Source organism: Geothrix sp., from assembly GCF_049292215.1.
Classification (GTDB): Bacteria; Acidobacteriota; Holophagae; order Holophagales; family Holophagaceae; genus Geothrix.
Window position 1 is genome coordinate 1 of sequence record NZ_JBATQW010000019.1, and the last position, 17,641, is coordinate 17,641.

Here is a 17,641-nt window from a genome sequence, read left to right on the forward strand (position 1 = left end):
CCCGCCTGATGTGGGCGCGGCTGGGCGGTGTGCCCCCGGGCGTGCGTCCGCGCCCCACGGACCTCTTCGACCGCGCCGACCTGGAGATGGCGACCATGACCTTGACCCTCGACCTGCACCCTGCCGCCCTCGCCCGCGTGAGGAAAGGCGGGGGCCCCAGCCGGGCCGTCGAGGTGGCGAAGCCGAACCAGCGCCTGCGGTTCTGGGCCCTCGTCGTGGCCGACAAGGAAGTGGCCACCGAAAAGGGCGAGCGCATGCAGTTCATCACCTTCGAGGACGAGACCGGCCTCTGCGAGGCCGTCGCCTTCCCTGAGGCCATCCGCAAGCGCCAGCGCCCCTTCCGCGTGGGGGAGATCGTCTGTGTCAGTGGGCGCTCCACAAGGCAGGATGGGCTGGCGGTGCTGGAGGTCCAGTGAAGGGGCCTGCCACAATGTCCTGCTGACGATCAGGCAGGTCTCCTAGAATCGTAGGCAGGCTGCCCGGCGGGCGGATCCCCGGGACAGGCACCCCGGAAACCTCCGCTCTCCCCCGACGGCCCCTGCACCCTCATGGAGCGACCATGTACCGGACCCCATTTCTCACCCTGCTGACCACCCTGGTCGCGGCCCAGGCCCTGCCGCCGGCCCCGCCCGCCACTCCGGCCAAGGTGGCTGTGCCCGCCAAGCCCAAGGAGGATGTGGTCCTCGCCACCCTGGGGAAGACGGTGATCCGCCAGTCGGACTTCGAGACGTTCGTCCGCCTGGTCTTCAACGAGCAGCAGCGGCAGCAGATCAGCACCACGCCCGGGGCCTTTGACAAGGTGAAGGCGAGCTACCTGGATTCCCTGGTGATGGCCGCCAAGGCGCGCAAGGAGGACCTGGGCAAGACCGCGGACTTCAGGAAGCAGATGGAGTTCGCCGAGATCCGCGTGCTCGCCACTGCCCTGATAGAGCACACCAAGGATGAGCTGAAGAAGCGGGCCGAGGTCACCGATGCGGAGCTGAAGGCTTACTACGACAAGAACCTGCAGCAGTTCCAGTCGAAGGGCTCATTCACGGCCCGGCACATCCTCATCTCCGTGAAGGGCACCCAGCCGGGTGGCGACAAGGGCTTGAGTGACGAGGAAGCCCTGGCCAAGGCCGCCAAGGTCCGCGCCGAGCTGCAGGCCGGGAAGTCCTGGCAGGAACTGGCCAAGCAGCATTCCGACGATCCCGGCAGCAAGGAGAACGGCGGCCTCTACGAGAACATCGCCTACGGCAAGTTCGTGCCCGCCTTCGACGAGGCCGTGCGCAGGCAGGAGCCCGGGAAGCCCGGTGAGCCAGTGAAGTCGAACTTCGGCTACCACATCATCCAGGTCGAGAAGCGCACCGACGGAGAGTTGCAGCCCTTCGACAAGGTGAAGGAGCAGATCCGTCCGAGGCTGACGGCCCCCAAGACCGAAGAGGCGCGGAAAGCTTATCTAGAGGAGTGCCGCAAGGAAGTCGGTTTCACCGAGGCGGCCCCGGCCCCCAAGGACGGGCCCAAGCCGGCAGCTCCGAATTCGGCACACTGAGCCGGTCGGAGAACCGCCTGGTGCGGCCGACCACTGTCCGGCCGTCCTGGAGGTGCCGCGACGGGGTGCAGGCTCCAGAAAGGATGGGCTGGCGGTGCTGGAGGGGCAGTGAGGCGGGCGTGGGCTAGGTAATCGACCCGATTCCGTGCCGGTGCTTCCTGCGGTGGAATGAATCAGCGGCTTCGACGGTGCCCCTCTGCGAGCGTGCCCGAGACGCGCCAAGTCCTGACCTCCACGCCGTTCAACCCAAAGGGGATGCCATGAGATCCAATCCGGCCCTGCTTGCCTCCGCGCTGATCCTGAGCCTGGCGGCCCTGCCCAGCTCCCGGGGCGAATGCCATCTCATTTGCAAGGAACTGGCTGTGGCCCGCCAAGCCCTGGCCGCCAAAGTGTTCACGAAGGGGAGCCAGCTTCCCGGAACGCGCTCCCTGGCGAAGTCAACCGCTGCTGGGGAGGCCACGGTCCTTGCCCAGGTCCTTGGCATGCGGCGCGGGCCGAAGGCGCCCAAGCAGAGGGTCGTGGGCTGAACCGGAAGCACGCCGAGTGATGTGGGAGCAGGCCGTTCATTACCTTCGGGGATGAAACACCTCTGCGAGTCCGTCGCCTTCACGACGCTGCTCCCCCGATGGCAGCGACCTTTCCGAGGGGCGACACCGGATGGGCCAGCGTCCGGTCCGCAAGGCGGGTTGAGCTGGAGGAGCCCTGAGGGGTGGGGAAGTCTACGCGAGGGAGGGATGGCATCCCGGGGCTACTTCGACCAAAGTAGGCGAGACCCGGCCAGGGGCCGGACGGAGGTGTCATGTCGAAAGGTTGGAGGCTGCTGCTCGGGATGTGGCTCGCGTTGGGTCTCTCTGGATGGGGTCAGGCGGAGACGCCCATCTGGTTGAGGTATCCGGCGATCTCGCCGGACGGCCGCACCATCGTCTTCAGCTACCAGGGTGACCTGTTCCGGGTGCCTGCAGCCGGCGGTGAGGCGGTGGCCCTCACCCGTGGCGAGAGTCACCACCTGATGCCGGTGTGGTCCCACGACGGCCGGTCGATCGCCTTCGCCACGGACCGCCACGGCAACTTTGACGTGTTCGTCATGCCGGCCCAGGGGGGCGAGGCGCGACGGCTCACCTTCCACTCGGCCAACGAGCTGCCCACGGCCTTCACGCCCGATGACGGGGCCGTCCTCTTCACCTCGAACCGCACTGGGACGGCCGAGAATGCGCAGTTCCCCGCGCGCTTCTTCCCCCAGACCTACACGGTGGCCGTGACCGGCGGGCAGCCCCGCCTCGTGTCCACGGTCCCCATGGAGCTGGGGGTGTTCGACGCCAAGGGCGACCGCATCCTGTTCCAGGACGTGAAGGGCTATGAGGACCCCTGGCGCAAGCACCACACCTCTTCCGTCACGCGGGACATCGTGCTGTTCGAGCGGAAGACCGGCGCCTTCCGGACCCTCACGACCTTCAAGGGGGAGGACCGCAACCCCGTGTTCGCGCAGGACGGCGACAGCTTCTACTACCTCAGCGAGCAGGGCGGCTCCTTCAATGTGGTCCGGGGCAGCCTCAGCCATCCGGGCGAAGGTCAGACGCTTACGAAGTTCGAAAAGCACCCGGTCCGCTTCCTCAGCGTGGCCCAAGACCGCACCCTTTGCTTCGCCTGGGACGGGGAGTTGTACACGCTTCAGGAGGGCGGCCAGCCCCGCAAGGTGGACGTGCGCCTCGCTGCGGGTGGACGGGGTGCCGGCGAGCGGATCCTCCCCGTGACCGCCGGAGCCACCGAGATGGCCGTGTCCCCCAGCGGGAAGGAGATCGCCTTCGTGGCGCGGGGCGAGGTCTTCGTCACCAGCCTCGAAGGCGGCCTCACGAAGCGCATCACCGACACGGCGGCCCAGGAGCGCTCCGTCAGCTTCAGCCCCGACGGCCGGACCCTGGTTTACGCCTCCGAGCGGGGCGGCAGCTGGGACCTCTACACCGCCACCATCGTCCGGAAGGAGGAGAGCTGCTTCTACGCCTCCACCCTCCTAGCGGAGAAGGCGATCCTCGCCACCGCCGCGGACGAGTTCCAGCCGCTCTTCTCGCCCGATGGCAAGGAGGTGGCCTACCTGCATGAGCGCACGGGCATCCACGTGCTGAATCTCGAGAGCGGCAAGGTCCGCACCCTCTACCCGGTGGGCCGGAACTACTCCTACTCCGACGGTGACCAGGAGTTCCGCTGGACCCCCGATGGCAAGTGGCTCTTCTTCGCCTTCGATCCCCAGCCCCTCGGCGGCATCCAGGAGGTGGGCCTCCTGGCGACGGACGGCAGCGGCAAGCTGATCAACCTCAGCCGCAGCGGCTTCAACGATGGCCGGCCCCGCATGTCCGCGGATGGCACCATGGCCTACTGGACCACAGACCGTGAGGGGCACCGCAAGCTGGACCTGGACTCGGCCACGGCGGACATCTTCGGCGCCTTCCTCACCCAGAAGGCCTGGGACCGGTTCCAGCTGACCAAGGAGGAGTTCGCCCTGATCAAGGAGCGGGAGGAGAAGGACGCCAAGAAGGATGACAAGAAGGACGACAAGAAAGACGACAAGAAGGAGGAGAAGAAGCCGGTGACTCCGCTGGCCATCGACTGGGAAGGCCTGGACCAGCGGAAGACCCGCCTTACTCTGCACACGGCGGACCTCGGCGAGGCCGTCCTGGATCCGAAGGGCGAAAAGCTCTACTACCTCGCCAAGTTCGAGAAGGGCTATGACCTCTGGAGCTGCGACCTCCGCAGCAAGGAGACCAAGCTCCTGGCCAAGCTGGACGCCAAAGAGGCCACGTTGACCCGCGCGGAGGACGGCAAGGCCCTCTTTGTGCTCGCCGATGGCCGGATCTCCAAGGTGGATGCGGAATCCGGGAAGCGCGACCAGGTGGCCATCAACGGTGAGATGAACCTCCGGCCCCGGGAAGAGCGCAGCTACCTCTACGAGCACGCCTGGCGACAGGTGCAGAAGAAGTTCTACGTGGAGGACCTGCACCGCGTGGACTGGCAGGGCTACCGCTCGGCATATGCCCGCTTCCTGCCCCACGTCCGCAACAACTACGACTTTGCCGAACTGCTGAGCGAGCTGCTGGGCGAGCTGAACGCCTCGCACACGGGCTGCCGCTACGCGCCGCCGCAGGAGAACATGGACCAGACCGCCTCCCTCGGATTGTTCTTCGATCCCCGCCACGCGGGCAAGGGCCTGAAGGTCGTCGAGGTCCTCGCCAAGGGACCGCTGGACCTGGCCACCTCGCAGGTGCGCCCAGGGCACATCCTCACGTCCATCGATGGTCAACCCCTCAGCCCGGACCAGGACCTCGCCCCTCGCCTCAACCGCAAAGGCGGCAAGCTCCTGCTGCTCTCCATCCTGGATCCGGCCTCAGGCAAGACCTGGGAGGAACCCGTCAAGGCCATCCCTCCGCAAGCGGAGGGGCAGCTGCTCTACCAGCGCTGGGTGGACCGCAACCGCGCCCAGGTGGAGCGGCTCTCCGGCGGGCGGCTCGGCTATGTCCATGTCCGTGGCATGAACGACCCCAGCATGCGCACCGTGGTGGAGGAGGTCCTCGGCCGCTATGCCGACAAGGAGGCGCTGGTGGTGGACACCCGCTTCAACGGCGGCGGGAACCTGCACGAGGTGCTCTCCGACTTCCTGAGCGGGAAGAAGTACTTCGACGTCATCCCCCACGGTCAGCCCTGGGGATATGAACCCCAGCTGAAGTGGATCAAGCCGTCCATCGTGGTCATGGGCGAAGGCAACTACTCCGACGCGCACCTCTTCCCCGTGGCCTACAAGCTCAAGGGCCTGGGCAAGACCGTCGGCATGCCCGTTCCCGGCACCGGCACCTTCGTCTGGTGGGAACAGCAGATCGACCGGTCGCTGGTCTTCGGCATTCCCGAGGGGGGCTGGCGCACCCCGGATGGGCTGTTCTGCGAGAACACCCAGCTGGAGCCCGACCTCCGCGTGGCGAACGATCCCGCGGCCCTGGCCACCGGCACGGACGCGCAGCTCAGGGCGGCCGTGGAGGCGCTGCTCCAGGACCTGAAGTCGGTGGGCAAGTAGGGGGCCCATCCGGCCTGCACGAGTGAATTGCCTCCTGACCCATGGCCGAGGGCCGAGGGTCAGGAGCATCACCCTGGTGGCGGGGCCACTGGCACGGCGGAGGCATCAGGGGGTGGTTGCAGGCCCCATGGGCTCGGTGGGCCCGGGCAGGATCAGCTCTCCCGTCGACCGCATCAGCAGCAGATAGACCTTGTTGGGCACCAGTCGGCCGTAGACGGCCTGCCCGTGCATGGCCTTCACGCCCGCCTGCTTGGCTTGCGGCGCGTCGTTGGCGATCTCCCAGAACTTCGCCCAGAGATCCTTCTCGAAAGCATTGGGGTTGGCACCGCTGGCGTAGCGGGCCGGTGGGGCACCGTTCTTGTCCAGGTAGTAGCCCTCGTCGGGCTTCACGAGGTTGGTGAAGATGCGCCGGAAGAGCAGGAGCGCCTTGCCCCGCAGGGGATCCGCCGCTTCCACGAAGTGATCGTCGAACTTGATGACGAGGGTGTCCACGTAGACTTCCTCACCCTTGAGCTCGAAGGTCCGTTGGGTGCCCACCACGCCGCCTTGAGGATCCAGCTCCGTGAAGCGCAGGTGGTTGAGGGTATCCCCGGCGGCATCTTTGGTCTGGGAGAGCACCTCCAACTGGGCGCGGCGCTCGGTGTATTCCAGCAGCTTCAGGTAGGTCTTGAGCCGCAGGGACTCGCTTTCCAGCATGGCGACCTTGGCTTCCAGCCGCCGCTTCGGAGCCAGAACCATCCGGTCTGCCAGGTACACGCTGCCTGCGCCCACGCCCACCACCAGGGTGGACCAGAAGAAGAACCGGAAGGGGAAGGCGCGCGTGGGGGATTGGGCCGGGCCTGCATCGCTCATGGGCGCCTCTGACCGCAGCAAACGGCTAATTACCAACATACGCTCCAGTGCGCCGCGTGCCGGGTTTCCTTCGCCGTTGCAGCCCGTGGGGAAGGCCTTGTGGGGCCTGCCCTCCCTTCTCCAGCCTGGTTGTGGTGCGTTCAGATGGTTGGAGCCGGATCAACCCGCTGCTGCCATTGCGCCAGGTTCACGCCCTTCACGATCATCCACAGAGTGAACGCGAGCTCTCCGATGAAGGCCGGCACCAGGATGGCTGGAAACAGTGCGGCCGCGAAAGTCGGCGCTAACAGCAAGGCGAAGCTGTTGATCAGGTAGCTGAATCCCGCAAGGACCATCAGGAACCCGTAGAGCTTCGGAACATAGCCTGATTTGACCATGAGATAGCCGCGAACCAGACAGGAGACTCCGAAGAAGATCAGCCCGACCGCAAACCCGTAGCCATGTGCATTGATGGCGACATAGGACAGCGTCTGCAATTGAGCCGTCGAGATGGCCGTCAAATAGCTGGAGCCACCCAAAAGATAGAGCGGGACCAGCAGGCTGAGTTTGTTGGCGGCCAGGACGGCCGTCTGGATCAGGTTGAGGAAGGCGGCGGACAGGGACAGGCTTTCATTCACGGGCTTGAGCAGCAGGTAGAGGACCACGATGACGGGGATGTCAAAGACGTGCATGAGCAGGTCGCCCACGATGCCCATGCGCCAGAGCAGTGGCGAAGCCGAAATGGCGTGGGCCGTCGCGGCCGGATTGCCTGAAACCACCAGCTTGGCCCGGACGAACATCTCCCCGAACAGGCCAAGCAGGATGATGGCCAGGTAGAACACGCCTGCAACGCGCATGTAGAGCTGGGGTGAACGATCAAAGGAAGCACGCATAGACTCACCCGCAAGATTTGTAATTCAACCTGGCCATTGAATATCGATCCTAAGGTAATGACGCTTGATGATATGCCGCATACGGCCGGCACATGAGTGCCGTTTAGGGGAACGGAGGGCTGAACCTTGAGGCCCGTGGGGCAGGGTTAGCGTATCGGCACAACCTCTGCAGCTGCGCAGGCCTCCCGATGGGTGAGATACAGCCGAAGGTCGAACTCCAGTTGGAAGTAGTCCGGCTCCATGTGGATGCACAGCTGGTAGAAGGCCTTGTTGTGTTCGCGCTCCTTCAGGTGGGCCAACTCGTGGACCAGGATCATCTTCAGGAAGGGGGCGGGGGCATCGCGGAACACCGAGGCCACGCGGATCTCGCGGCTGGCCTTGAGGCGGCTGCCCTGCACCCTGGATGCCGACGTGAGCGTGCCCAGGGCGTGGCTCAGCAGCTGGAGCTTGCTGTCGTACACCACCTTGTTGAGGGGCGCGGTGTTCCGCATGAAGCGGTCCTTCAGCGCCACGGCGGCCTGGAAGAGGGTCTTGTCATTGCGCACCTCGTGCGCCTCTCCGTAGCGGCTGCTGAGGTAGGGTCCCAGCTGGCCCTGGGCCAGCAACTCCCGCACCCGGGCCTGCACCGCCGGGCTGTAGCCCTCCAGGTAGGGCAGGGGTGTGGCGGAGGGCGGCATCATGGCGATTTGAGCAGCCGGATGCCGTCGGCGTCGATGGAGATGCGCCGGTCCTTGTAGAGGGCGCCGAGGGTCTGCTTGAACACCTTCTTGCTGATGCCGAACAGGGCGTAGATCTGTTCCGGGGCGCTCTTGTCCGTCACGGGCAGGAAGCCCCCGCGGCGCTTCAGCGTGTCGAGCAGGGCCTGGGCCACGGTGCCCACCTTGGCGTAGCCTGGCGCGCTGAGAGAGAGGCTCAGCTTACGGTCGGCGCGGGGCGCCTTCACCCAGCCCTCCCTGGTTTCACCACGGCTCACCTTGCAGAACAGGTCGCTGTCGTGGACCATGCCCCAGGTGCGGTGGTTGACGATGACGCGCACGCCGAGATCCGTGCGGTCCCCGATCACCAGGCTGACCTGGTCGCCCTCCTTGAACCCGTCGGCCTCGTCGACCAGGAAGTCCGCCAGGCGAGTGGAGGCGGCCAGATGGCCCGCCGCATCCGAGAAGAGGAACACGAGCACCTTGTTGCCGGGCTTCACCAGGCGCCGCGCCTCGTGCTTCACCTCGTTCCAGGGCATGAACAGGGGCTTGGGCAGGCCCCAGTCCAGGTAGGACCCGGCGGGATTGACCGAGACCACCTTCAGAAAGGCCACCTCGCCCCCCAGGGCCAGGGGCGGGCGAAGGTACGCCACGAGGCGGCCTTCGTCCTCCCGGTAGGCGAAGACCTGCAGGATCTGACCGGGTTCGATGCCCGGGGGGAGCTGTTCAAGGGGCAGTAGGATCGACCCTTCGGGACCGCCATCCAGAAACGCGCCCTCTGGGCCCAGGCGCAGGACCTTCAGATCGTTCAGGGTGCCGAGGGTGACCATCAAGTGATCCGGAGCAGGGTTTAGAGGGGCCAGATGGAGACAAGCACCACGGGCGTGGTGCCGAAGGAGGCGCGCACGCCCAGCCTCGCGCCGGGGGCTTCGGTCGCAGCTGGCGAATTCCCGAGCCGGAGACATTCCTGTGGTTCGAGCTCGACCCCGAGGGGATCCACCCGGACGGGCCCCCAGGGCGCGAAGAGCAGGGTGGTGGGGGCCACGGTGATGGCAGTGGCCTCCGTGTCGAGGTTGAGCCACTCCAGCGTGACCTTCACCCGGCTGGGATCGCTGATGATCCCCACATCCACGCAGGGCCCTTGGATGAGCGTGGCGTGAACCTTCGCATCGCCCGGAAAGGCCACCACCTGTCCCGGAAATTTCAGCCGCTGGCGGCCCTGGCCCTCGATGTCCAGGATGAGCCCCGAGCCTTCCAGCAGGGTCAGCAGCCGCGCCCGGCCCGGGAAGTGCGAAAAGGGCCCGGAAGTCTCCACGCGCGCCGAGCTCACCCGCCACAGGAATGGATCCTCAAGCCTCGCCCCCGCCGGCTCGATGGCGATCTCAGTGGTGCTGCCACCCCCATCCTTCCAGGGCATGACGCGGTAGTCGGAGGAGCGGAGATGCAGCATGAAGACAGCTTCTCATGGGGAAGACTGGTTCCCCTGAGATGATGGGCCTGGAGCCCATTGATGCCGCTGTCCCTGTTCGACCATCTGCCACCCCACGGGGACACCTCGCCTGATGCCCTGCTGGGGGCCTTCCTGGCCTACGCGGAGTCGAAGGGCTTAAGCCTCTACCCGGCCCAGGAGGAGGCGATCCTGGAGCTGTTCGAGGGGAAGAACGTCATCCTCAACACGCCCACGGGGTCGGGGAAGTCGCTGGTGGCATCGGCCCTGCATTTCGGGGCCCTGGCAGCGGGGCGGCGCTCGGTGTACACCTGCCCCATCAAGGCCCTGGTGAACGAGAAGTGGATGGCGCTCTGCCAGGAGTTCGGGCCCGAGCACGTGGGCCTCTCCACGGGCGATGCCACCGTGAACCGTGACGCGCCCATCCTCTGCTGCACGGCGGAGATCCTGGCCAACATGGCCCTCTGCGAAGGGGCCGATGCGAACGTGTTCGACGTGGTCATGGACGAGTTTCACTACTACGCGGACCGCGAGCGGGGCTTCGCCTGGCAGGTGCCCCTGCTGGCCATGCCCCAGACCCGCTTCCTGCTCATGAGTGCCACCCTCGGCGACACCAGCTTCTTCGAGACCGAGCTGACCCGCCTCAATGCCCAGCCCACGGCCACGGTGAAGGGCACCGACCGGCCCGTGCCGCTCAGCTTCACCTATGCGGAGCTGCCCCTCAGCAGCACCCTGGAGCACCTGCTGGAAGAAGGCAAGGCGCCCATCTACCTAGTGCACTTCACGCAGGCCGAGGCCGCCACCAGCGCCCAGGACTTCACCAGCCTCGCCGTCACCTCCCGCGAGGAGAAGGCGGCCCTCGCCGCGGAGATCGGCGACTTCAAGTTCAACAGCCCCTACGGCCCGGATCTCAAGCGCTGGCTGCGCATGGGCATCGGCCTGCACCATGCGGGGCTGCTGCCCAAGTACCGCATCCTCACAGAGCGCCTGGCACAGAAGGGCCTGCTCAAGGTCATCTGCGGCACGGACACCCTTGGGGTCGGCATCAACGTGCCCATCCGCACGGTGCTCTTCACCAAGCTCTGCAAGTACGGCGGCCAGAAGACGAGCATCCTCAGCGCCCGGGACTTCCACCAGATCTCGGGCCGCGCGGGCCGCAAGGGCTACGACACCGTAGGCTATGTGGTGGCCCAGGCCCCCGAGCACGTCATCGAGAACTTCCGCCTCTCCCAGAAGCCCGGGAAGAAGTTCGTGAAGCGCCCCGCCCCGGAGCGGAACTACGCCCACTGGGACAAGACCACTTTCGAGAAGCTGCAGGCCGCCGCGCCCGAGCGCCTGGTGAGCCGCTTCCAGGTGAACCACGGAATGCTGCTGAACGTGCTGAGCCGCAAGGGCGACGGCTGCCAAACCATGCGCCACCTCATCCATGACTGCCACGAAACCGAGCACCAGAAGTCCGCCCACTTCCGCCGGGGCTGGCAGCTCTTCAAGACGCTGGTGGTACGCGGCATCGTCGAGTTCCAGCCGCCGGATGAATTTGGCCGCAAGCTGCGCGTGAACGCCGACCTGCAGGCGGACTTCGGCATGGACGAGACGCTGAGTCTCTATCTGCTGGACACGCTGCCCCTGCTCGACGTGGAATCTCCCACCTACGCGCTGGACCTCATCACGCTGGTGGAAAGCATCCTCGAGGACCCCGACTTCATCCTGCGCTGCCAGCTGCACAAGCTGAAGGGCCAGGCCGTGGCCGAGATGAAGCTGGCGGGCATGGAGTACGAGCAGCGCATGGCGGAGCTGGAGAAGCTGGAATACCCCAAGCCCCTGCGCGAGTTCATCTACACCACCTTCAACGAGTTCGCCGACAAGCACCCCTGGGTGGGCCAGGAGAACATCCGCCCCAAGTCCATCGTGCGGGAGATGTTCGAGAGCTACCTCAGCTTCGCCGACTACGTGCGCACCTACGAGCTGCAGCGGGCGGAGGGTCTGCTGCTGCGCCACATCAACAGCACCTTCAAGGTGCTCTCGAAGACCGTGCCCGACGCCTGCAAGACCGACGAGGTGCGGGAGATGGAGGCGTACCTCTCCGCCATGCTCAAGCAGGTGGACTCCAGCCTGCTGGATGCCTGGGAGCGCATGCAGAACCCGGACTTCATGCGGGCCGAAACGGCCCTCACCATTCCTGGCGCCGAGGAGGCTGCGAAGGACATCACCCGTGACCGCAAGGCCTTCACGGCCGCCATCCGCGCCCGGCTCTTCGCCTTCCTCCACGCCTGCGCCACCGAGGACTGGGAGGAGGCCGAGGCCGTGCTGGGCGAGGCCGCCGGGGAAGGTGTCACGCCCGAGGATGGCGAAGGCGAGTCCTGGACGGCGGAGCGCCTCCAGGCCACCTTCCGCGCCTACACCGCCACCCACCAGGGACCCCGCCTCGATCCCGAGGGCCGCAACCAGCGCCACACCTACGTGCAGCCCAAGCCCGGCGATGCACGCTTCCTCGTGGTGCAGCAGATGCTGGTGGACACCGGGGAGCTCAACGACTGGGCCCTGGAGCTGGAGGTGGATCTGGAGGCCAGCCGCGAGGCGAGGCAGGCCGTGTTCCAGGTGGTGCGGTGCGGGGAGATCCGGTAGGGGGAGCCCCTTCTGAGCGCTCTCGATCACGCCCCACCTTTCGTCCTGGTCCAAGAGGCCGGGTGGAGGCTGCCTCGTCAGCGTGTCGCACTCGGTCCAACAAAAACCTGGACCCCGCCAGCCAACGCTCCCCCTGGGCCTACCATACAGGCTCGTGGTGGCTGGAGGCCGGTGATGGCATACCTGAAGGCTTGGTGCGTGGGGCTGCTCCTGGTATCGGCGGGGTGCTCCTCCGTGTCACACCCGCCCATCGCGCTGGTCCCCAAGGTCGATCTGCCACGGTTCATGGGCGACTGGTTCGTCATCGCGAACATCCCCACCTCGATCGAGAAGGGAGCCCACAACGCCGTGGAGACCTACCGCCTCGCGGAGGATGGCACCATCCCAACCACCTTCACCTTCCGCTCTGGCGGCTTCGAAGGACCGGAGAAGCGCTACCATCCGCGGGGCTTCGTCCTCGACCGAGCGTCCAATGCGGTCTGGGGCATGCGCTTCATCTGGCCCTTCAAGGCCGACTACCGCATCGTTTACCTGACCCCTGACTACGCGCAGACCGTCATCGGGCGTGAGGCCCGTGATTACGTCTGGATCATGGCCAGGACCCCGGCCATCCCGGAGGACGACTACCAGCGGATCCTCACCTTCCTCGCGGACCAGCACTACGACGTGAGCAAGATCCAGAAAGTGCCCCAGCGCTGGAGCGCCCATGGCCAGCCCTGAGTGCCGCGAGGTCGGGACCGACTCCACCAGGGCAGGTCAGGCCGGATGACCCTGGCTCCGGCACGGTGCCTTCTCTTCCCCTGGCTGCTCCTTGCCGGCACGGGCACCGTCCAGGCCGGGCCTGGACAATGGGCCTTCCGGGTCTTCCTGGATGACAAGCCCATCGGAACCCATCTCTTCACCCTGCAGGGGCCGGAGGCTCAGCGGGAACTCCGGAGCGAAGCCAGCTTCACGGTGAAGGTACTCGGCCTGACCCTCTATCGCTACGAGCATCTGGCGCTGGAGCGGTGGCAGGGTGACTGCCTGGTCTCCCTGGAGGCCCGCACCAATGACGATGGCGTCCGGAAGACGGTCCAGGCCTGGGTCGAGGGTTCCACCTTGACTGTGGTGGCCGGCGGCACTCGGAATCAGCTGGGGGGATGTGTCACGACCTTTGCCTATTGGAATCCGGCCATCCTGGCGGCGGATCGCCTGCTCAATGCCCAGACCGGGCGGTTGGAGAAGGTCCGCATCGAGTCCCAGGGGCGCGATTGGGTTTTGAATGCCCAGGGTCAAGCCAGCCAGGCGAGCCGCTATCGGATCGTGGGGCCGGAAGAGCCGATCACGCTTTGGTACGACGAGGCCAATCGCTGGGTGGGACTCGAATCGCAGGTGGGCAGTGGTCGCCGACTGACCTATCGGCTGGATTGAAGCGGGGGCCATGAAGGTCGCCCTGCAGGCCACGCTGCCCGGGTGACGCCTGGCGTCGCCAGGGCGAGGTCGTTCCTCCACCCCCGAAATCCCACCGGTCACCCCACCTTCTGTCCCGCCGCGCCGGCTTCGGGTCCAGGATGCTTTCCGGAGGTAACCCATGACCCGCATCGCCATGGCCCTGTTCGCAACCGCTCCCTTCCTCCTCGCCCAGGCGCCGTCCCTGGTTCTGCCCGTGGCCAGCCCCCGGGCCCAGGTGCAGCAGCGGGTGGGGCTGACGGATATCGAGGTGACCTACCACCGGCCGGCGGCGAAGGGCCGCAAGGTCTGGGGCGGGCTGGTGCCCTATGGCAAGGTCTGGCGGGCCGGGGCCGATGAGAACACCGTCATCGCCTTCGACACGCCCGTTCGCGTGGGCGGCACCACGCTGCCGGCGGGGCGTTACGGCCTCCACATGCTGCCCACGGCCACCACCTGGACCGTAATGTTCAGCAGCCAGTCCAGCGGCTGGGGCAGCTACAGCTACGACCCGAAGGAGGACCTGGCCAAGGTGACGGTGACGCCCCTGCCCGCCGAAGCCACCGAGCGGCTGGCCTACACCTTCGACGATCCCTCCGACCAGGGCGTCACCCTCTCGCTGCGCTGGGAGCAGTTGCGGGTGCCCATTCCCATCGAGGTGGACACGAAGGCGGTGGTGGTGGCGAGCTTGCGCAACCAGGTGCGGGGACTCGGGCAGTTCTTCCCCGAGACCTGGAGCGCCGCCGCGGGTTGGTGCGCGCGCAATGACACGAACCTGGACGAAGCCCTGACCTGGGCCGACCGCTCCCTGGCCATGAAGCAGACCTACGTGGGCCTGCGTACCAAGGCCGCCCTGCTGGAGAAGAAGGGCGACGCCACGGGCGCCGAGACCCTGCGGGCCAAGGCCCTCACCATCGCCACAGAGGCCGAGGTGAATCAGACCGGCTACGGGCTGCTGGCCCTGAACAAGCTGGACGAGGCCATCGCCGTCTTCCAGAAGAACGTGAAGGACCACCCGGACTCCTGGAACGCCTACGACAGCCTCGCCGAGGCCTACGGCCTCAAGGGCGACCGGGCACAGGCGGCTGCCAACTACCGGAAGGCCCTCGAGCGGGTGAAGGCCGAGGATCAGCGGGCCCGCATCCATGAGGAGCTGGCCAAGCTGAAGTAGAGCGCCCGGGTTCAGGCCGTGTCCGCCAGGCGGTCGATGCGCAGGGCCACGACCTCGCCGGCCCGGAAGGAGGTGATCAGGTGGGCGGCTGAGGTGGGATGGCCGGAAGAGGCCACGGCCGGGGCGTGCAGTGCCGTCGCGCCGATGGTCCCCATCTGGAAGGTCCGGACCACAAGGCAGTGGACGGCGCAGCCAGAGGAAGGCGCGTCGCGGTCACTGGAGACCGGTGCATGCTCCCGCTGGCAGCCGAGCACGTCGCAGAGTGGCTGCCCCAGAAGCGCCACCCACTCGGCCCCCAGGAGGTCGCAGGCGGCCTGGTTCGCGGCCCGGATTCGGAGCTCTGAGTCCACCGCCAGGGCCGCATGCCGCATCTCCTCCACCCGGGCGAGGATCCCGGTGCCCTGGTGGTGCCGGAGTTTGTCCTGGCAGGCGGGGCACAGTAGGTGGGTGGTGGTGCCCTCCGTGTCCACGACCGGGGAGGCCAGGGGGGCATCCAGTTGGCACCAGGCGCACAGAGGGCTCATGTGGGACCTTTCAATCGTGTGGGCCGCCCGCAACGAAGGCGCCACCAGAAACCGGCGGCGCCTTCGCGCAGGGGGACAGAGCGGGGCTACTTCACCCGGAAGGCGTTGGTGAAGGCCTGCTGGAAGAAGACCACGTCCCAGTCGCCGCCGCCGGCGATGCGGGCGTTCTGGTTGGGCGTGTCGAAATAGGCCTCGGGCTTGTACCAGCTCATGGCGGTGGTGCCGAGATCCAGGGCATCGATCTCGGTGTCCGTATCGGAGTCCAGTTCCACCAGCACGGTCCAGGTCCAGGCGAACTGGCTAGGGTCGGCCTGGCTGGTGGCCCTGATGCTCAGCAGATCCTCGTAGTAGTTCCAGTTGGGTGTGGTCCAGGTGCCGTCGGCCTTGATGGCGCCGGCCGGGGCGTAGCCGAGCCACTTCGGGGTGCTGAAGGTCAGGGCTTTGTTGGAAGTGTTCTCCACATTGCAGACCACCTGGACGTTGGTGCGGGTGGGGAAGATCTGGACCTTTCTCAGCAGGCCCGCGGGTTCGACATGGGCATCCAGCCAGCTGCCCTCGCCATTCATCACGGGATAGCTCACCCGCACCCGGGGGGCCTGGCCGGGGGCCAGGCCCACGTTCACGGCGGACCAGGCCTTCATCACGGCCGTCTCCTCGGGGGAAGCCACGCCGTACAGTTCCTGCGCGGCCAGGATGGTGGCGGCGCGGGCCGCCTCGAAGTCCGAATCCGGGACGAGGTGCTCGGTGAGCGTCTTGTACCAGATGCGGGCGGCCTTGTCGTTACCGAGGCCGGCCATGCCCGCCGGGTAGTAGGGGCTGTACGTGGTGCTGGCGGGATTGCTGGAGGCGCCGCAGGCCAGGAAGTAGAAGCACCGATTGAGGGGGCCGCTGCTGTAGTGGACGTCGATGAAGTCGATGCCGTCGAACCAACCGTCGGAACTGGCCCCGTCCAGGCTGGGGTGGTACATGAACCGCAGGGGCGCCGCAGGGTCCGCGGCCGAGTTCCGGCCGATTTCCCACTTGGTCAGGTCCCCGGCAGGGAAATTGGGGATGCTGGTGCCGGTGGCGCCACCCTCCACGTAAGCCTGCACCATCTTGCCGAAGATGTCCGAACTGGCCTCGTTCATGCCGCCGGACTGGCCCTGGTAGATGAGGTTGGCTGAGTATTCGGTCACCCCGTGGCTGAGCTCATGGCCGGTGATGTCGATCTCAGTGGTGGCCCGCATGCCGTAGCTGGAGGCGGCCCAGGGGGTTCCGAAGCTGCCTTCGCCGAAGACCATCCCGAAGTACCAGGGGGCCCAGTAGGCGTTGTCGGTCATGGGGTAGATGCCATCGATGCTAGGCTGCATTTGGTGGACGATGGCAAACGTGGAGGTCCCCTGGTCGTCGATGCCATCCCGGTTGAAGACGTTCTTGTAGAAGTCCCAGGTGGCGCTCAGGCCATAGTGCGCGTCCACCGCGGTGGTCTCGCCCGCGGGGGAGAGGGCCCCCTGGGCGGTGGCGGCCATTCCGTCCTGGCTGAAGTCCAGGAGCATGCCGCCCCACCAGTGCGACCAGTCCATGGGATCGGGCACGTAGTTGAAGTCGTAGGGGAAGGGCATGAGGGTGCCGCTGCCCCATTGGTTGGTGGTGTTCAGGCCCCTGTAGCTGTCAAAGCCCATCATCCCCATATTCAGGTCGATGGCCGAGTAGCAGGTGGTGAGGCCGGTCCAGGTGGTGCCCTGGTTCAGCACGTAGGGGTTGGGCTGGGTGCCGCGGTCCTGGGCGACCAGGGAGTAGGTGCCGTCAGCCGCCAGGGTGGTGCTGAGGGGCACACTGCCGCGGAAGTAGCTGGCGCCGGTGCCCTGGACCGGGCCGGGGGCGTCGGCCTGGATGGCGTTCCACTTGCGCAGGATGGTCCCGGTGTCGGCGTCCACGATGAAGCAGATCTCCTTGTGGCCGTCCTGCTTGTTGGCCAGGAGGGTGCGCACCTCGTAGGCGCGGACATAGGCCTCGGTGGGCGTCTTGGCCCAGATGCTCAGCTCCCTGTCCCAGACCTCCTGCTTCCGGGTGGGGTCGATCCGGGTGGCGAGGCCACCCGTGAACTTCGCGGGGAAGACCACTTCCTCGACCTTGGGGGCCTGGGTCATGGCGCCCTTGGGGGCGAGGTTGCGTAGGGCGATGGCCTTGGCCTGCTCGGCGCTGAGGCGCGGGGCGGCGCTGGCCAGGCGCACTTCCTTGAGGCCCTGTGTGAGGGTCTTCACCTGGCCATCGGGCTCGACGTGGGCGATGGCCTCGCCGGCCCAGATGCGGCGGCCTTCGTGGGTCTGGTGGAAGCGCACCACGGTGCGGCCCTGGGCGTTGGTGATGGCCTGGTGCGGCTGGAAGCCGGTGGTGGCGGCCAGACCCAGCTGCGGGGCCAACCGGGACAACTCGGCCTGGGCCAGGGCGGTGCGGGCT

15 protein-coding genes are annotated in these 17,641 nt (G+C 66.7%); 8 read left to right on the forward strand and 7 right to left on the reverse strand.

Features of this window, described 5'->3' with window-relative positions:
• From WAS25_RS03440 to WAS25_RS03455, 4 genes are all read left to right on the forward strand, one after another.
• Nucleotides 1-416, forward strand: a 416-nt coding sequence (locus WAS25_RS03440; RefSeq protein ID WP_422310109.1) for an OB-fold nucleic acid binding domain-containing protein, incomplete at its 5' end; no start/stop codon positions are given.
• Nucleotides 417-559: 143 nt separating this feature from the next.
• Nucleotides 560-1,531: a peptidylprolyl isomerase gene (locus tag WAS25_RS03445; protein ID WP_422310110.1), complete on the forward strand. Its 972-nt coding sequence runs from the start codon at nt 560-562 to the stop codon at nt 1,529-1,531.
• Nucleotides 1,532-1,791: 260 nt separating this feature from the next.
• A complete protein-coding gene (locus tag WAS25_RS03450) occupies nt 1,792-2,058 on the forward strand; it encodes a hypothetical protein (RefSeq protein ID WP_422310111.1) in 267 nt (88 codons plus the stop codon).
• A gap of 272 nt (nt 2,059-2,330) precedes the next feature.
• The gene (locus WAS25_RS03455; RefSeq protein WP_422310112.1) at nt 2,331-5,588 is read left to right on the forward strand and encodes a S41 family peptidase; all 3,258 of its coding nucleotides are present in this window, start codon (nt 2,331-2,333) and stop codon (nt 5,586-5,588) included.
• A 105-nt stretch (nt 5,589-5,693) separates the two neighbouring features.
• Here WAS25_RS03455 and WAS25_RS03460 read toward each other — a convergent pair whose 3' ends face one another.
• The 5 genes from WAS25_RS03460 to WAS25_RS03480 all read right to left on the reverse strand — a co-directional run bounded on the left by WAS25_RS03460 (nt 5,694) and on the right by WAS25_RS03480 (nt 9,457).
• Complete coding sequence (locus tag WAS25_RS03460) at nt 5,694-6,440, reverse strand: hypothetical protein (protein WP_422310113.1); 747 nt, start codon at nt 6,438-6,440, stop codon at nt 5,694-5,696.
• Between the two features lie 140 nt (nt 6,441-6,580).
• Entirely contained in the window at nt 6,581-7,276 is a 696-nt protein-coding gene (locus WAS25_RS03465) for a DUF4386 domain-containing protein (protein WP_422310114.1), read from the reverse strand.
• Between the two features lie 182 nt (nt 7,277-7,458).
• Nucleotides 7,459-7,992 carry a YgjP-like metallopeptidase domain-containing protein gene (locus tag WAS25_RS03470; protein WP_422310115.1) on the reverse strand — a complete coding sequence of 178 codons (534 nt, stop codon included), beginning with the start codon at nt 7,990-7,992 and terminating at the stop codon, nt 7,459-7,461.
• Nucleotides 7,989-8,837 (reverse strand): S1 RNA-binding domain-containing protein, encoded by an 849-nt coding sequence (locus WAS25_RS03475; RefSeq protein WP_422310116.1) that lies wholly within the window; start codon nt 8,835-8,837, stop codon nt 7,989-7,991. Before WAS25_RS03475 ends, WAS25_RS03470 begins: the two co-directional genes overlap by 4 nt.
• A gap of 20 nt (nt 8,838-8,857) precedes the next feature.
• Nucleotides 8,858-9,457 carry a HutD family protein gene (locus WAS25_RS03480; RefSeq protein WP_422310117.1) on the reverse strand — a complete coding sequence of 200 codons (600 nt, stop codon included), beginning with the start codon at nt 9,455-9,457 and terminating at the stop codon, nt 8,858-8,860.
• A gap of 60 nt (nt 9,458-9,517) precedes the next feature.
• On the opposite strand from WAS25_RS03480, the gene WAS25_RS03485 reads away from it, so the two are divergent.
• The 4 genes from WAS25_RS03485 to WAS25_RS03500 all read left to right on the forward strand — a co-directional run bounded on the left by WAS25_RS03485 (nt 9,518) and on the right by WAS25_RS03500 (nt 14,678).
• Nucleotides 9,518-12,079, forward strand: coding sequence for a DEAD/DEAH box helicase (locus WAS25_RS03485; RefSeq protein ID WP_422310118.1), 2,562 nt, complete (start codon nt 9,518-9,520; stop codon nt 12,077-12,079).
• A gap of 174 nt (nt 12,080-12,253) precedes the next feature.
• Nucleotides 12,254-12,799: a lipocalin family protein gene (locus WAS25_RS03490; protein ID WP_422310119.1), complete on the forward strand. Its 546-nt coding sequence runs from the start codon at nt 12,254-12,256 to the stop codon at nt 12,797-12,799.
• A 45-nt stretch (nt 12,800-12,844) separates the two neighbouring features.
• Complete coding sequence (locus tag WAS25_RS03495) at nt 12,845-13,489, forward strand: DUF6134 family protein (protein WP_422310120.1); 645 nt, start codon at nt 12,845-12,847, stop codon at nt 13,487-13,489.
• Between the two features lie 160 nt (nt 13,490-13,649).
• Nucleotides 13,650-14,678 carry a DUF2911 domain-containing protein gene (locus tag WAS25_RS03500; protein WP_422310121.1) on the forward strand — a complete coding sequence of 343 codons (1,029 nt, stop codon included), beginning with the start codon at nt 13,650-13,652 and terminating at the stop codon, nt 14,676-14,678.
• 11 nt (nt 14,679-14,689) lie between these two features.
• Here WAS25_RS03500 and WAS25_RS03505 read toward each other — a convergent pair whose 3' ends face one another.
• On the reverse strand, nt 14,690-15,202 hold the full coding sequence (locus WAS25_RS03505) for a PAS domain-containing protein (protein ID WP_422310122.1): 513 nt from the start codon (nt 15,200-15,202) through the stop codon (nt 14,690-14,692).
• Nucleotides 15,203-15,288: 86 nt separating this feature from the next.
• Nucleotides 15,289-17,641 (reverse strand): M4 family metallopeptidase (locus tag WAS25_RS03510; RefSeq protein ID WP_422310123.1); only part of this gene is annotated, 2,353 nt, incomplete at its 5' end.

What these genes read in the sequence shown, in the direction of transcription:
- WAS25_RS03445 (WP_422310110.1), top strand. Translation starts at nt 560, where the DNA reads ATGTACCGGACCCCATTTCTCACCCTGCTGACCACCCTGGTCGCGGCC.
- WAS25_RS03450 (WP_422310111.1), top strand. Translation starts at nt 1,792, where the DNA reads ATGAGATCCAATCCGGCCCTGCTTGCCTCCGCGCTGATCCTGAGCCTG.
- WAS25_RS03455 (WP_422310112.1), top strand. Translation starts at nt 2,331, where the DNA reads ATGTCGAAAGGTTGGAGGCTGCTGCTCGGGATGTGGCTCGCGTTGGGT.
- WAS25_RS03460 (WP_422310113.1), bottom strand. Translation starts at nt 6,440, where the DNA reads ATGAGCGATGCAGGCCCGGCCCAATCCCCCACGCGCGCCTTCCCCTTC.
- WAS25_RS03465 (WP_422310114.1), bottom strand. Translation starts at nt 7,276, where the DNA reads ATGCGCGTTGCAGGCGTGTTCTACCTGGCCATCATCCTGCTTGGCCTG.
- WAS25_RS03470 (WP_422310115.1), bottom strand. Translation starts at nt 7,992, where the DNA reads ATGATGCCGCCCTCCGCCACACCCCTGCCCTACCTGGAGGGCTACAGC.
- WAS25_RS03475 (WP_422310116.1), bottom strand. Translation starts at nt 8,837, where the DNA reads ATGGTCACCCTCGGCACCCTGAACGATCTGAAGGTCCTGCGCCTGGGC.
- WAS25_RS03480 (WP_422310117.1), bottom strand. Translation starts at nt 9,457, where the DNA reads ATGCTGCATCTCCGCTCCTCCGACTACCGCGTCATGCCCTGGAAGGAT.
- WAS25_RS03485 (WP_422310118.1), top strand. Translation starts at nt 9,518, where the DNA reads ATGCCGCTGTCCCTGTTCGACCATCTGCCACCCCACGGGGACACCTCG.
- WAS25_RS03490 (WP_422310119.1), top strand. Translation starts at nt 12,254, where the DNA reads ATGGCATACCTGAAGGCTTGGTGCGTGGGGCTGCTCCTGGTATCGGCG.
- WAS25_RS03495 (WP_422310120.1), top strand. Translation starts at nt 12,845, where the DNA reads ATGACCCTGGCTCCGGCACGGTGCCTTCTCTTCCCCTGGCTGCTCCTT.
- WAS25_RS03500 (WP_422310121.1), top strand. Translation starts at nt 13,650, where the DNA reads ATGACCCGCATCGCCATGGCCCTGTTCGCAACCGCTCCCTTCCTCCTC.
- WAS25_RS03505 (WP_422310122.1), bottom strand. Translation starts at nt 15,202, where the DNA reads ATGAGCCCTCTGTGCGCCTGGTGCCAACTGGATGCCCCCCTGGCCTCC.